Origin of the sequence: Arthrobacter sp. Leaf141 (genome assembly GCF_001424565.1) — a bacterium.
Taxonomy (GTDB): Bacteria; Actinomycetota; Actinomycetes; order Actinomycetales; family Micrococcaceae; genus Arthrobacter.
Genome location: NZ_LMOL01000016.1, coordinates 201,549 through 216,079 on the forward strand (window position 1 = coordinate 201,549; position 14,531 = coordinate 216,079).

Here is a 14,531-nt window from a genome sequence, read left to right on the forward strand (position 1 = left end):
CCGCCGGCAGGTATGGTCATGGGGTGGAAACCCAGAACGCCGGAGCCAAAATTGCCGGGCGCCGCCGTGCCTTGACCACTGAACGGCCGTGGCTTGCACCCGTCGGCATCGGACTCCTCGCCTTCTGCGCGGCGTTTGTCGGCTCCTGGGTCCCGTCGTTCTGGGATGACGAAATTGCCACCATTTCGGCTGCTGGACGGTCGCCGGCAGAACTCCTGCTCCTGTTGCAGTCCGTGGACGCCGTCCACGGCATCTACTACTTCCTGATGCACCTGTGGACCGCTGTTTTCGGTTTCTCCGAGGTGGCGCTGCGGTTTCCTTCCGCCTTGGCCGTTGGTGCTGCGGCAGGCCTGACAGTGGTCCTGGGGCGGAGGCTGGGATCCGCACCCCTGGGGGTGGCGGCCGGGCTGGTGTTGGCGCTCCTGCCCCGCATGGTGTGGGCAGGCACGGAGTCACGCCAGTCTGCACTGACAACCGTGCTGGCAGTTCTCCTGACGCTGCTGCTGTTGCGGGCCTGGGAATCCAACCGGCCGCTGGACTGGGTGCTGTACAGCTTGTGCGCGGTGGTGGGAGTCGGCGTTTTTATGTTCTTTGCGCTGGCCATCGTGGCCCATGCGGTGGCCGCCGTTGTCCTCCGGCGCAGGATCGTGGCCACGTTGGCGGCCGGTGCCGTTGCAGGCGTGGCCGCCCTGCCCTTCCTGGTGTTTGCCTTGGGACAAAAGGCACAGGTGGAGTGGATCCAGAACCGTTCGCTGACGGAGCATCTGGTGACGGCAGTGGTGAAGCAGTACTTCTACGGCGATGACAGGCCAACAGGGAACCTCCCGCCGCAGTGGGTGCTGGCGTTTGTGGTGGTTCTGGGCCTGCTGCAAGGCGCACTGGTGGTCCGGGGCGTGTGGGCGGCCCGGCTGGACGCGCAGCTCCGCCAAGCAATGGTCCTGGGACTGGCCGGCGTGCTGGTCCCTGTGGGTGGGCTGCTCCTGGCCAGCCTGATCACCCAACCTGTTTATGTGGCGCGGTACCTGACGTTCACGGCGCCGGCGTTCGCCCTGCTGGTCGGTATGGGCCTGATCAGCCTGCCGCGGAGGCGCGTAGGGTTCCGATTCCTGGTGGCGGGGCTGGTCCTCTGCAGCCTCGTCCCGCAGCTCACGCTTAAGAGCCTGGTCAATGAGCCGCCGGACACCGAGCGGCGTATCGCTGCCCTGGTGGACCAGGAGCCCGAACGCCCGGCGGCAGTGGTGTTCGGAGCTCCGTACCTGCGGGACATGGTGCTGGCCTACCCGGACGATTTCGCCGGCATCGCCGACCTGTCCCTGGCCGCCAGTCCGGCCACTTCCGGCTCGCTGTGGGGTGTTGATGCCCCGGTTGCCCCGGACCAGTTGACCGGAAAGGGTGAGGTCCTGTTTGTCGGCACAGGCGGCGGCACTCCCGGCGATACGTCGGCATTTGGGGCCGCGGGTTGCCGGGAGACAGGGAACCAGCCCTTCCAGCGCCTGGTGCTGATCTCCTTCGACTGCCCCTGAACACTGTTCCTGAGCCGCAGCAAAAGCCCACCGGCACCCGGCGGCGCCGCCGGAACGGCAAAGAGCCCACGCACCAGTGCGTGGGCTCTTTGCCGTTCATGGGGCTGGACGGAAATCATCGGCCCTCCTTTCCTGGACGGTGTGGACCTCAGCGCAGGCCCGACATCTGCTGGTGCAGGACGGCGAACACTTCTTCTCGGCGTTGCTCCAACAGTGCACTGTTGAACGAACCACGGCCGCGTACTGGCCGGGAACGGGCGAGCAGCAAGCGTTTGAGTCTTTTCATCACGGAAATCACCTCCCGGGTTTTATCGTGAATTTGGGCATGACAATTAGGGTCCAATTTGCTGATGCAAAAGAGGACTAATTTGGGCATTACGGGGCCTTGCCGGAAATGCACCGAATTTCCCCACGGCAGGATATTGCCGGCGGTACAGCACCGTCCCAAGGGGAAGCTGGTTCCGATTCAGGGAGGGCGGATGGTACCGCCGCCACGCGCCAGAGTCAGCGGGACTGCGTCAGCAGAACCGGGTCTGCGATCTGGCGTGGGGAAAGTCAGGCGTCCGGGACGGCCTGCAACGGGTGCCGCGGCTTTCCAGCCAAGCGGCAGGGAACGGGCCTAGGCGCCGAAGTATCCCGCAAAAGCGCGCGCGTGGACAGCAGGGGCCGGGTCATTGGTGATGGTCATCTTCCATCCGCCAGTCAAAGTATTCATTTTCCCAACCTCCTTTTCAGCTATCCGTTGCACCATTACCGGGTGCTACGCGGGCGAACGTCCGGGCAGAACGCCCTGGGACTAGGAATAAAAATACACCACAATTTGCGCTGTGACTACCAATTGCCGGTACTTTCAGGAAATTGGTTGAAAAGAAAGTCCTCAGAGTCCCCAGCGGACAATTGCCGGTGTTCTTTTGTCCCAGCCGAGTGTGCAGACTTTCGCGGTTCCCAAAACAAAATGCCGGCCTTCCACGGCCGGCAATTCAAGCCACCGGGCCGTCAGGATCCGGGAAAAATGACCGTGGGCCACAATCAGGACGTTATCCATTCCGGATTCGAGTACGCGGGCGATGATCTTGTCGGCCCGGGCCGCCACCTCATCCAGCGCTTCGCCGTTGGGGACGCCGTCCGTCCAGATCAGGTAGTCCGGATTGTCCTTGCGGATGAGGTCCGAACTGATGCCCTCGTAGTCGCCGTAATTCCACTCCACGGCCAGGGGCTCGTGCTGCGCGTCCGGGTAACCCGCCAGTTCGGCGGTCCGCCGCGCACGCCGGAGCGGCGAGGTCAGCACCAGGTCGAAGTCAACGCCGTCGAGGACCTTGCGGGCCTCCACCGCCTGCTGTTCGCCTTCGACGGTCAGGGGGAGGTCTGTGAGGCCTGTGTACTGGCCGCTCTTGGACCATTCCGTTTCGCCGTGGCGCAGGATCCAGAGCTGGGGGCGGGGGGCGAACGCGGGAACTGTCACTGGGACTCCTCTGAGGGGGAAAGGTCGACGCCGGCGGAAGGGTTTCCTGCCGCTGGTTCGACAGGTGCTGATTCGGGCTGCCCCGCCCACCATTGGAGCAGCCGCGCCTCCGCGACGTCCGCAGGAAGGGGACCGTGGTCCATCCGCTCGTTCAGCAGGAACTTATAGGCCCGGCCCACGACTGGGCCCGGCCTGATCCCAAGCAGTGCCATGATCCGGGCGCCGTCCAGGTCCGGCCGGACGGCGTCGAGCGATTCCTGCTCCCTCAGCGCCGCGATGCGGTCCTCAAGGTCGTCGTAGGCAAACGCCAGGCGTTCGGCCTTGCGCTGGTTGCGGGTGGTGACATCGGAGCGGGTCAGCCGGTGCAGGCGCTCCAGCAGGGGACCGGCATCGGTGACGTACCGCCGGACTGCGGAATCGCTCCAGCCCGCATCACCGTACCCGTAGAACCGCATGTGGAGTTCCACCAGGCGGGCGACGGCCTTAATGGTGTCGTTGTCGAAACGCAATGCCTTCATGCGCTTCGTGGTGAGTTTGGCACCCACCATGTCGTGATGGCGGAAACTCACCGCACCGCCCGGTTCGAAGCGGCGCGTAGCCGGCTTCCCGGCGTCGTGCATCAGCGCGGCGAACCGAAGGACAAAGTCCGGGCCGGGAACGGCTCCGTCCGCAGCCGTTTCCAGGGCCGCCGCCTGCTCCAGCACCTGCAGGGAATGCTGGTAGACGTCCTTGTGCCGGTGGTGTTCATCCGATTCCAGCCGCAACGCGGAGACTTCGGGCAGGACGTGGTCGGCCAGCCCGGTATCCACCAGGAGGTCCACGCCCACCCGTGGACTGTCCCCGCAGATGAGCTTCACCAGCTCGTCCCGTACGCGCTCCGCCGAGATGATGGCGATCCTGTCAGCCATGTCCGTCATGGCCCGGCGGACGTCGCGGTGGACCGACACCCCCAGTTGGGCAGCGAACCTGGCAGCCCGCATCATCCGCAGCGGGTCATCCGAAAAGGACGACTCGGGGGACCCCGGCGTGGCAAGGACGGACGCGTGCAGGTCCCGGACGCCGCCGAACGGGTCCACCAGCTCCAGGGAGGGCAGCCTGAGGGCCATTGCATTGATGGTGAAGTCACGGCGCTGCAGGTCATCCGTCAACGACGTACCGAACGCCACCACTGGTTTGCGCGAGTCGGGATCGTAGGCCTCGGCCCGGTACGTGGTGACCTCGATCTGGAACCCGTCCTTGCGCATCCCGATGGTGCCGAACGCGCGCCCGATCTCCCAGTAGTTGTCCGCCCATTTTTTAATCAGGGCCAAGGTCTGGTCAGGGGTGGCGTCGGTGGTGAAGTCCAGGTCCGGCGACGTCCGGCCCAGGAAGAGGTCACGCACCGGACCGCCCACCAGCGACAATTCGTGTCCGGCGGCCACGAAGCGACGGCCGAGCTCCAGAACCACCGGGTCCACCCGGAAATCGACGGTGTGGGAATCAATCTTGTGATGTGCGTGCGCCATAGTTACTTAAGCTTGTCAGAAACCAGCGCCGCGGCAGGCCAATATTCCGTCAAGATCACGGATGATTCCGTGTATCGCCACCAAACGGCGTCATATCCCGTCCATATAGGTGTCATGTTCCGGTCATCACGATCGGGCAACTGTCGTTAGAGTGGACTCCATGGCCCATCCAGTACCGAGCGCTCCCGGCAGGAGGACAAACGCACCATTGCCGTCGGCAATCGGTGCGCACGTTGCCCCTGCCCAGCATTCGGCGCCGGCTTCGCTTCCCACGGTGGAGGAAGTTTCCGCCGGGGGCGTTGTGGTGGACACGTCCGACGCCGAACTTCGGGTGGCGATCATCGCCCGCCTTAACCGCGGCGGACGGCTGGAGTGGTGCCTTCCCAAGGGTCACCCGGAGGGCAAGGAAAACAACGAAGAAGCCGCGGTCCGCGAGATTGCCGAGGAAACCGGCATCGAAGGCATCATCCTGGCGCCGCTGGGCAGCATCGACTACTGGTTCACCGTAAGCGGGCACCGGGTTCACAAAACGGTGCACCATTACCTCCTGCGCGCCACCGGCGGTGAACTCACCATCGAAAATGATCCGGACCAGGAAGCCGTGGACGTGGCATGGGTCCCCATCGCCGAACTCGCCCGGAAACTGTCGTTCCCCAACGAGCGGCGCATTGCCGATCTGGCCCGCGAAGTCCTGCCCACCCACCTCTGAGGTTCTCGGCACCGGCCGCTGTTGTAGTGCGGCGTTATGGGGCCCCGGGTGAGACGATGAAGGCGATGTCAGCTACCAATTTTCCTTCTGAGAAGCCCACCCGGCCACCTGCAACCACCTTGGCCGGCCCCGCGGACAGCTCCGGCAACAGCGTTCCAGCGGAGCCCCGGGGCACCGGTGGGGAGCCTTCCGGGGCACCTTCGGGGGCCAGCGAAACGCGGTCCAGCGCCATCATGGCCGCCGGAACGCTCGTCTCCCGGTTCCTGGGCTTCGGCAAGACCTGGATGCTGGGCACCGCCCTGGGGCTTGGCTCCACCGTCAATGACACGTTCATCAACGCCAACAACCTGCCCAACCTGATTTTCCTGCTGGTGGCCGGCGGCGTCTTCAACGCCGTACTGGTGCCCCAGATCATCAAGGCGAGCAAGGCCCCGGACAGGGGAGCGGACTTCATCAGCAGGCTGCTGACCCTGGCGGTCCTGCTGCTGCTCGGGCTGACCGCTTTGGTGACCCTTGCCGCGCCGTGGGTCATCGACCTGACGACGCAGGGGTACAACGAGCAGCAGAAGGCGCTGGCTGTCACGTTTGCGTTCTGGTGCCTGCCGCAGATCTTCTTTTACGGGCTTTACGCCCTGCTCACCCAGATCCTGAATGCCAACGGCGCCTTTGGCCCGGCCATGTGGGCCCCCATCCTGAACAACCTGGTGGCCATCGGCGGGCTGGGGATGTTCATTTGGCTCTTCGGCACCAACGAATTCAGCCCGCATACGCTCGCCAACTGGGGTCCCCAGCAGACGCTGCTTGTGGCCGGTTTCTCCACCATCGGCGTGGTGGCCCAAACGGCCATCCTCCTGATCCCCGTGATCCGGCTGAAGCTCGGGCTGCGGCCGCGCTTCGGCTGGCGCGGTGTGGGCCTGGGGCAGGCCGCGAAGCTGAGCGTGTGGACGCTGCTGACGGCCGCCGTCGGGCAGCTTGCCTTCCTGTACGTCATGCGGATCGCCACCATCCCCGGCGCCGAGCGCATCCGCCTCACGGAGGCGGGAGACCCAGCCGCTGCGGCGCTGCCGGGCAACGCCGTCCTGGAAGTAGCCAGCCAGCTGTACCTCCTGCCGCACTCGATCATCGCCCTCTCGCTGGCCACGGTGCTCTTCAACCGGATGACGCGGGCCTCCCAGGCGGGGAACCGCACGGAGTTGCGGGACGCACTCTCGCACGGCCTGCGGACCATGGCCGTGGCCACCGTTTTCGGAGCCCTGGCGCTCTTTGCGCTGGCTGGTCCGCTGGGGATGTTCTTCTCCGGCGGTTCCCGGCAGGACGGCGTGATGCTGGCCCAGACGCTGACCATACTGGCGCTGAGCACCCCCTTCCTGAGCGCAAACTTCATGATGTCGCGGGTCTTTTACGCGAACGAGGATGCCCGGACGCCGTTTTACGTCCAGCTGCTGCTGGCGGTGGTCTACGTGGCAGGGGCCTTCGCCATCCAGTTCCTGCCGGTGGGCCAGATCATTTACGCTATCGCCATCCTCTATATGGTGGGCAACATCCTGTCCGTGGTGATCAGCGCCGTCTTCCTCCGCCGGCTCCTGGGCCACCTGGACGGGCCCCGGATCGCTAATTCGTACATCCGGATGGGCTACGCGGCGCTCGGTTCAGCCCTTGCCGGTGCCGGTGCGCTGTGGCTGATGGGCAGCTACAACGTTGATGGCTTCGCCTGGGCCGACCGTTTAACGGCGCTCATCACCGTTGCCGTGGTGGGTCCGGTCATGCTTGCGGTGTACCTGGTGTTGTTGAAGCTCTTCCGCGTGAGCGAATTGACTGACCTGCTCCGTCCGCTGCTGGGCCGGTTGGGCCGCGGCGGGCGGAACGACCCCCCTGCCGGGGACCCGCCGTCGGACGCTTCCAAGGTGCCGCCCACAACAGGCGGGCCTGCCGCAGATTCCCCCCAACGGGCCACGACGTCCGTGGATACCGGACTGATTCCGCGCATCTCCGGCGAGTTCGACGCCGTGTCCTTCCGGGCCGGCCCGGTGCCGGAGCAGCTGCCCGAGGCGTACGACGGCGGCACCCGGGAAACACCGCACGGCGGCTACCTCCCTGGCGAGGATCAGCCCGGCACGGCCAGGGCAGGCTTCCTGCGGGAGAGCATCCCCCTGCCGGGCAGGCGGACCTTCCAGGGTAAAGCCGGGGAGAACCCGTATTTCAAGCCGCGGACCACCCGGAAAAAGTAGGACGCCGGGTATTTCCGGCATCTTTTCTCCACGGCCCAACCGATGCCATCCGCTAGGATCGGAAGGGTATGGGGACCGAAATTCCGGGGGAGAGCCGCCAGGCTTCCGCCGCGAGCAGCGGTTGCATCGCTTGAGCCGGCACCGCCGGACAATCTAGGAGGAACACGTGTCCAACCCGATCGATGTCGGATCAGTACTGGGCGGCCGTTACAAGGTCACAGCCACAGTCCTGACCTCGCACGACCACGATCTGGTGCTGGACGGTGTGGATCAGGTCCTGAACCGGCCGGTCAGCATCCTGGTTGCCGGCCCCGAAAACACGGAACAGGTTGCCCAAAGCGCCCGCGAAGTGGCTACGGGAGAACGCCCGGGGACTGTCCAGGTCCTTGATTTGGGCGTGACGGAAGCGGCCACGTACCTGATTACCAACCACGCGTCCGCGGCGGACCTGCTGGACCTGGTGGTGGCCTCCAACCCTCCCTACGTTGAGCCGTTCTTCACGGACACCCTGGGCAGTGAAATTTTTGGCCAGGCACGGTCCAATGAACCCGAACCTTACGACGACGACGAGGACGACGTCGACGCCGGGTACATCAACTATGCCGAAACGCACCCAAGCCAGGTGGATCCTTACCCCACCGCGCCTGTGATGCCGGCCAAGCCGCCGGCCCGCCCCGCAGCCGCCGCGGCCACTGCCGCCGCCGCACCCTCCTCTACTGGTGATGCTGACGCGACAGCGGCCCACCCCGTCCAGCCTCCGCAGGACGCGGATGCCGGCAGCAGCCAGGCGACCGACAACGCGCAGGGCACCGGAAAGCCCAAGGTTTCGTTGTGGTCCGAGGACGACTACGCCCAGGCCGACACCACGGAATCTTATGCAGAGACGCCGGAAGAGAACGCCGGCCCGGCTGTCCGGAAGCCCTCCCGCTTTGCCCGTGCTGCTGCCCCGGCAGCCGCCGGGGGGGGCATTGCGGCAACAGCCGGCAGCACGGATACCGAGGTCGACGAGGACCGGGACCGGGACGAAACCGAGCGCGAACCCCGGTCCATGCGTTGGCTGGTGGGTGGCCTGCTGGCGGTTGTCCTCATTGGCGGGTTGATCTTTGCTGTCTCGAATCTGGGCAACCTCATCCCCTCCGGCCCGCAGGCCAACACCACGGCGCCCCAGGCCACGGGTGGTTCCACGGTGGAGCCCACTCCCTCAGCAGCCCCCAGCTCTGCGGCGCCGGCGGCGCCTCCGGTGATCGCCAATGTCAGCCGGCTGGGTTCCTTCGATTTCGCCGCCACTTTCGACGGTGACCTGGTCAAGGCCTTTGATGGCAACGCTGCCAGCTACTGGTCCGATATGGAGTTCGCAACGGAAAACTGGGGCGGACTGGCTCCGGAAGGCGTGCCGCTGGCAATCGAGCTCAAGGAACCGGCAAAAGTATCCTCCATCACCCTGCAGCAGCTGGGCGGTTCCGGCGGCAACATCACGGTGTACACCAACGACAAGCCGTCCCTGGACGGTGCCAAGTCCGTGGGTACCAACAGCTTCACCTCCGGAGACCTTAACATTCCGTTGGCTGAACCGGCTGAGTCGAAGTACGTGATTGTGGCCATCAACTCCCTGCCAAAGCTGGCTGCCCCGAAAACGCGCTACGGTTTCGGGCTTCGACTGGCTGAAATCAAGGTCCAGTAGCCTACCGACCGGGCCGGCAGCATTGTGACTGCGTTTGCTTCCCAGCCGCTGGCCCGGTGGCTGATCCCGGATAGGGGACGGTAATCTTGTGGGTGCCGGTTTGTGTGCCCGGCTCCGGGCGGGACCGACCTCGCAGCGCAGGCAGCGGAATATTCAGCACCAAGTATCAGTTGTGCCATGTGGCCGGCCTCCGCAGGGGGCGCGTCAATCAAGGAAGAGGTTCACAGTTCAGTGACCATCGCAGAAAACACGGCGTCAGACGTCCGTGACGTCATCATTGTCGGCTCGGGCCCCGCTGGATACACCGCAGCGGTCTACACCGCGCGCGCAAACCTGAAGCCGCTGCTGATCGCAGGATCGGTGACTGCAGGTGGTGAACTGATGAACACCACTGATGTGGAGAACTACCCGGGTTTCCCGGACGGCATCATGGGACCGGACCTGATGGAGAACTTCGAGAAGCAGGCTGCCCGGTTCGGCACCGAAATCCAGTTCGAGGACGTCACCGCGTTGGACCTCACCGGTCCGATCAAAACGGTCACCATTGCCACGGGTGATAGCTTCCAGGCACGCGCTGTCATCCTGTCGACAGGATCCGCATACCGCGAGCTTGGTCTCCCGAATGAAAAGCGGCTCTCCGGGCACGGTGTCAGCTGGTGTGCAACCTGCGATGGTTTCTTTTTCAAGGACCAGGACATTGCAGTGATCGGCGGGGGAGACTCTGCCATGGAGGAAGCCCTGTTCCTCACCAAGTTCGCCAAGTCCGTCACTGTAATCCACCGCAGGGACACATTGAAGGCCTCCAAGATCATGGCCGACCGCGCCCTGGCCCACGAGAAGATTAACTTCATCTGGAACACCGCCGTTGAAGATGTCGTGGGAGACGCCAAGGTGGCGGGCTTGAAGCTGAAGAACCTGATCGACGGTACGGTGTCCGACCTGGCCGTGACGGGTGTCTTCGTGGCGATCGGCAACGATCCGCGGACCGACTTGGTGAAGGACGTCCTCGCCTTGGCACCGGAGGGCACCATCGCGGTGGAGGGCCGCAGTTCCAGGACCAGCATTGCCGGCGTCTTCGCTGCCGGCGACGTCGTTGATCCCACCTACCGCCAGGCCATCACTGCATCCGGATCCGGTTGCGTTGCGGCCCTTGATGTTGAACACTACCTGGCCGACCTGTCTGCCTAATAAACGTACCGATATTTCACGAAAGAAGGACTAGTTATGAGCAACGCCAAAGATGTAACTGATGCAAGCTTCGGTGCGGATGTACTGTCTTCCGAGAAGCCGGTAATTGTTGATTTCTGGGCAGAGTGGTGCGGTCCCTGCCGCAAACTGGGCCCTATCCTCGATGAGATCTCCGTCGAGTACAGCGAGAAGGTTGACGTTGTAAAGGTGAACGTCGATGACAACCCGGCCATTGCAGCCGAGTACGGTATCACGTCGATCCCCGCTGTTTACCTCTTCCAAGGCGGCGAAGTGAAGAGCACTGTGATCGGCGCGAAGCCGAAGCAGTTCTTTGAGAAGGAATTTGCGGACGTCCTGTCCTAAGGACTCCACATAGGTACGGTCACCGCCGTCCGAAAGGAGTGGCTCCGGCTTTCAGCCGGAGCCACTCCTTTTTTTAGTGCGTGTTTCACGTGAAACATTTACGTCGGGCACATGCGATGGGAGGCGATGTGGTCTACTCCACGCTCAGGAAGCTCGGCGTAGCCATGAATGACCCGACTAATCAGCAAGCTCCAGCCCAGCGGGCATGTTTCACGTGAAACACAGAGATGTAGCAAATCTTCGAAGTAGACAGCTTGTTCCAACAAGCGAGTACGTCAACGAAGCGAACAATGGTGCGCTTAGATCAGTTCCTGGAGAAGACCGCCGGATCCCATTCCATCGACTGCATCCGTGTTTCACGTGAAACATATGTGCGGTGTTCTTTAGGCATTGACTCTGAGTGTCTGCGATCATTCGTCCATCAAGTTGTCTGGGACGTTGCTGGAACAACAAGGCCGGGCCGGCTGAGGTCGGTTCTTCGGTCTGCCACGACGGAGCAAACACACAGCATCCAGCAGGGCTGCCGAACATGAACTCGTCATCGGCTGGCTGGGCTGGGAGGTGTTCCGATAACGATAGGGCCTGTTGCAGCTTTCCTCAGCACACGGTCCCCATCCTGGCGATGACGGATCGGATGTTTCACGTGAAACATCCGCCAATAGTCGGTGCTTGGCCATCCGGCTAAATTGCAGGCGGTTCCACTCGATTGATAGGAAACGTGGGCAGTCAGCCCATTTCAGTTTCCATCATTTAGCAGCATAGCGATCCTAGGTCTTAGAAGGAACCCAGAGGCGTCGATAATCGCTCGCTCACCCGGAAGAGGGTCCACCGCCCAGCGTACGGATCAAACCGCAGTGTAGCTCCTGAAATGGGGCGAAAAGGGAGATGAAGACTCTCATCGCAGATATGGCCACACTTTCCGCTACGGAAACACGCAATTCAGCGTAATGGTGCAAATGGATCCACCCGAGGCAGTCCCAAACGTTGCGCAATCATTTAGCAGGGAAACCGCCAAGGCACTCCTCAGGGATTGCGACTATCAGGGGTACGGCCTCCGTCCCGCTGGTTTCCGCTGCGAGCACCGAAGTGCCGGGTGAAGCGGTCACCAGGTACCATGTGGCCGAAGGAATTCCGAGGGCCTGAGGGTCTGAGGGCCTGCAGCGGTAGCACCATCCCCATGCCTCTAGTGACCTCGCAGTGGCTTCCCTGCCCCTCGCCATCCTGTCCCCGCAGAGACTCATCGCCGCGGCGGCTAAAACTCGTGTAGATACGTCATCCAGGGTTGAGCACGCCCTGCGTGACAACGATTGGGGTGCTGACATCGGAAGCCAAGACCTGGATCACGGGAAATAGGAGCCAGGAAAGAACCGCAACGGCCCAGATGCTCCGGAGCAAGCCTCTCCCAAGCCGGAATTCTTGGCTGTAGCGTGGCCTACCTGCTCTGAGTCGGTCGACCCTATTCATCTCTACCAAAACTGATTATCCGAAATGATGACTCATGGTAGCCAGCTACTCGGTAACGTATGGCCCTGGAGCCATTCTGCTCGTGAGTATGTTTCACGTGAAACACCACCTCAAGACGACATTCCGTGAATGCACGCAGCGGGCGGTCTGGTAGGCACAAGGCGTCCTTCACGGCGCCACCGCTCCCACCATGCCTGGCTGTTGGGCTGGCTGTCCGGTTATCGCCCCGTACGGCTCACCGCGGCCCGGGGGAGCCGTACGGCGCCAGTGCCAGTTGGTTCGGTTCTGTGGGGCGCAAGTTGACTGGCAAGAACCAATAGGAGACTCGTGGCCCGGGTGTATGCCGTTGGTTCCGGAGTTATGGCAACTGCAAATCGTCTTGGACAACTTCGCAGTCTTGGGGCAATTCCGCAACCTGGGCAGCTGCATATCCGTGAGCGAATACACACGTTGTCCACACGAGCGCGGCCAGCTTATCCACACCTTTATTCACAGCCATCGTCTCAGTGAGGATGCTGCCCCGTGGAGCGTACGGTTTCGTCGTCTCCCACCCGGGTAAGTCCCGCTGCGCAGTTTCACCCACTTATCGGCGCAACAAATAGGCAGAAGAGCCCAAAATAGCGGAATAATCAGCCTTTTGTGGCTTATAATGTCCGTTCTGCGCCTGAATCTTAGATTGCCTATAAAGGAAGGCGCATGTTTCACGTGAAACATGACCTGTCTTGGAGCCCAACCAAGATAACCTTGCGCGCCTTTTGCTCCGCCGCCTGCTGCCAGCTGGCTAAAGTTAGCCACAACCAGCAACTAGATATCCACACCGTTATCCACAGCCTGATCAACGAGTGATATCCGCCAGTGAAATCCATAGAGCCGGTTGATGACAAACACTGGAGATGGTGACTGCAGTTCAATTTGGGGTGGGCCGGGGCCAGCATCAATCGCTCAGCCCACCAACCGGAAACCCTCGTGGTCACCCACGGTGCCAGCTGGTCACGAACTGCGCAGCGGGCTCTTTCTAGAGCCCATCGGTGGGATTCCTAACGGCGAGCTCTGGTCGACTGACCCGTCGATGGATGACACCGCCAGTCCTGGCAAAGAAGTCCGCAGAACTCCATGTGCAGAAGTGAATATTCAGCGAAGCGGGCGCCGCGGCCCGAGTGGCTCGCCTTGGTCCGGCGAATGAACTATGTCTCGACCGAAGTTGATACTGGCGCGGGATCGGCGACTTGTCCTCCGGGCGCCAAAGGTCGAAGCGACAACACAACCGGGACGGCCGACGCCAAACTGAAGGGTTAAAGAACGTAGCGTCGTCGCCATCCCTGGGGGGAGTGCAACGGTGTCGGCGCGCATCGGCGTCTGCACTCAATCAAGATTGTCCGCCGCGGAATGGGAAGGATAACAAACGTTGCTACAGGGACCGCACCCAGGCATGTGTTGGCGGTCTACTCATCAAGCGCAATGCTGTCAGGTGCTCCGTCTCCGCACACCTCACGATGGGAGGGCGGCCGATAATTCCGCTGAAGACTGTGCTTGCGTACTTTGGTCTTGTGGAGGCGACAGTGAGGAAGCAGTTGACGGGAACAAGCACCAATAGATCACGGCATTGGTTAGGCAATGAGCGTTGCGTTCCGTAGTTGCACCGGGCCGGAGACTACGGCAACGTAAGTGGGTGTGGACCCATACGGATGCCACGTCCACATCTGCGCCTACATTATCTTCGTTACAGCGGCGACCTACTGAGATAGAAGTGCCGTGGACTCGGGAGTTCGCCGTGGCGGCCGGGGCCGGCTCGTCACGGATGTAGGCCCCCTCGCCGGTCTTGCTGCCTGGCGCTGAGCCGACGGGGTCCACCGACCCGTCGAAATCATGGTCACTTTCCGTGTTCGGACCCGGGTTCGAGTCGATGTCCCCGTCCTTACCAAGGTCCAGGTTCGCTTTTGCGGCCGGCAAGTGACTCAATCTGCTGACCTTTACTGGAGGTTTCACGTGAAACACAAAACCAGAAAACTGCGGCAGACAGCTTCCAGGTAGTCCATTCGGCGAACCGAAGTTCTCCTGGCAGGCAAGCCAAACGAGGTAGCGTCTTTCGCATCGGTATTGCCCGATCGCCTGATAGCGATATTTCCGAGTGGCCGATGCCTAGACTGCGGAAGTATGTAGTGCGGTTGGATTTGCAGCTTCGCTAACGGCCGCCTGGATACAGCAAATGCAAGGAGTAGTCCGATGTTCCATCCAAATGAAGAGCCCCAGCCATTCCTTTAGCGTTTCACGTGAAACATCAGTCTGACTGAGAATGATCGGGGTGCTTGGGTTGATGCCTCGGTGTTGATCTGTCGCACACGGGGCGCGCCCGTAGCGGGCGATTTCGTACCCTGATCCCATGCTTCTCAGAAGCCGAATCACCTACT

The 14,531-nt window shown here is 62.5% G+C and carries 9 protein-coding genes; 6 read left to right on the top strand and 3 right to left on the bottom strand.

From position 1 onward, the window contains the following. Positions 1–23 precede the first annotated feature (23 nt). The gene (locus ASF72_RS12695) at positions 24–1,523 is read left to right on the top strand and encodes a glycosyltransferase family 39 protein (RefSeq protein ID WP_056599378.1); all 1,500 of its coding nucleotides are present in this window, start codon (positions 24–26) and stop codon (positions 1,521–1,523) included. Between the two features lie 148 nt (positions 1,524–1,671). Here the strand turns inward: ASF72_RS12695 and ASF72_RS20370 are convergent, their stop codons facing one another. The 3 genes from ASF72_RS20370 to ASF72_RS12710 form a co-directional block, all read right to left on the bottom strand. Next, a complete protein-coding gene (locus tag ASF72_RS20370; protein ID WP_157370977.1) occupies positions 1,672–1,899 on the bottom strand; it encodes a hypothetical protein in 228 nt (75 codons plus the stop codon). A 501-nt stretch (positions 1,900–2,400) separates the two neighbouring features. Next, on the bottom strand, positions 2,401–2,985 hold the full coding sequence (locus tag ASF72_RS12705) for a histidine phosphatase family protein (protein ID WP_050684538.1): 585 nt from the start codon (positions 2,983–2,985) through the stop codon (positions 2,401–2,403). After that, positions 2,982–4,490: a CCA tRNA nucleotidyltransferase gene (locus ASF72_RS12710; protein WP_050684539.1), complete on the bottom strand. Its 1,509-nt coding sequence runs from the start codon at positions 4,488–4,490 to the stop codon at positions 2,982–2,984. Before ASF72_RS12710 ends, ASF72_RS12705 begins: the two co-directional genes overlap by 4 nt. 160 nt (positions 4,491–4,650) lie before the next feature. Here ASF72_RS12710 and ASF72_RS12715 point away from each other — a divergent pair, with 160 nt between their 5' ends. The 5 genes from ASF72_RS12715 to trxA all read left to right on the top strand — a co-directional run bounded on the left by ASF72_RS12715 (position 4,651) and on the right by trxA (position 10,659). Continuing rightward, positions 4,651–5,199: an NUDIX hydrolase gene (locus tag ASF72_RS12715; RefSeq protein ID WP_231686008.1), complete on the top strand. Its 549-nt coding sequence runs from the start codon at positions 4,651–4,653 to the stop codon at positions 5,197–5,199. 65 nt (positions 5,200–5,264) lie between these two features. Further along, on the top strand, positions 5,265–7,427 hold the full coding sequence (gene murJ / locus ASF72_RS12720) for a murein biosynthesis integral membrane protein MurJ (protein ID WP_056599381.1): 2,163 nt from the start codon (positions 5,265–5,267) through the stop codon (positions 7,425–7,427). 166 nt (positions 7,428–7,593) lie between these two features. Continuing rightward, the gene (locus ASF72_RS12725; protein WP_056599383.1) at positions 7,594–9,108 is read left to right on the top strand and encodes a hypothetical protein; all 1,515 of its coding nucleotides are present in this window, start codon (positions 7,594–7,596) and stop codon (positions 9,106–9,108) included. A gap of 231 nt (positions 9,109–9,339) precedes the next feature. Continuing rightward, the gene (trxB, locus tag ASF72_RS12730; protein WP_050684543.1) at positions 9,340–10,296 is read left to right on the top strand and encodes a thioredoxin-disulfide reductase; all 957 of its coding nucleotides are present in this window, start codon (positions 9,340–9,342) and stop codon (positions 10,294–10,296) included. Positions 10,297–10,332: 36 nt separating this feature from the next. Then, positions 10,333–10,659, top strand: a complete 327-nt coding sequence (gene trxA, locus ASF72_RS12735; RefSeq protein ID WP_050684544.1) for a thioredoxin — start codon at positions 10,333–10,335, stop codon at positions 10,657–10,659. The last annotated feature ends 3,872 nt before the right edge of the window (positions 10,660–14,531 follow it).

Excerpts from the sequence above, each read along its gene's own strand:
- ASF72_RS20370 (WP_157370977.1), bottom strand. The coding sequence starts at position 1,899 with ATGCCCAAATTAGTCCTCTTTTGCATCAGCAAATTGGACCCTAATTGT.
- ASF72_RS12710 (WP_050684539.1), bottom strand. The coding sequence starts at position 4,490 with ATGGCGCACGCACATCACAAGATTGATTCCCACACCGTCGATTTCCGG.
- ASF72_RS12715 (WP_231686008.1), top strand. The coding sequence starts at position 4,651 with ATGGCCCATCCAGTACCGAGCGCTCCCGGCAGGAGGACAAACGCACCA.
- murJ (WP_056599381.1), top strand. The coding sequence starts at position 5,265 with ATGTCAGCTACCAATTTTCCTTCTGAGAAGCCCACCCGGCCACCTGCA.
- trxA (WP_050684544.1), top strand. The coding sequence starts at position 10,333 with ATGAGCAACGCCAAAGATGTAACTGATGCAAGCTTCGGTGCGGATGTA.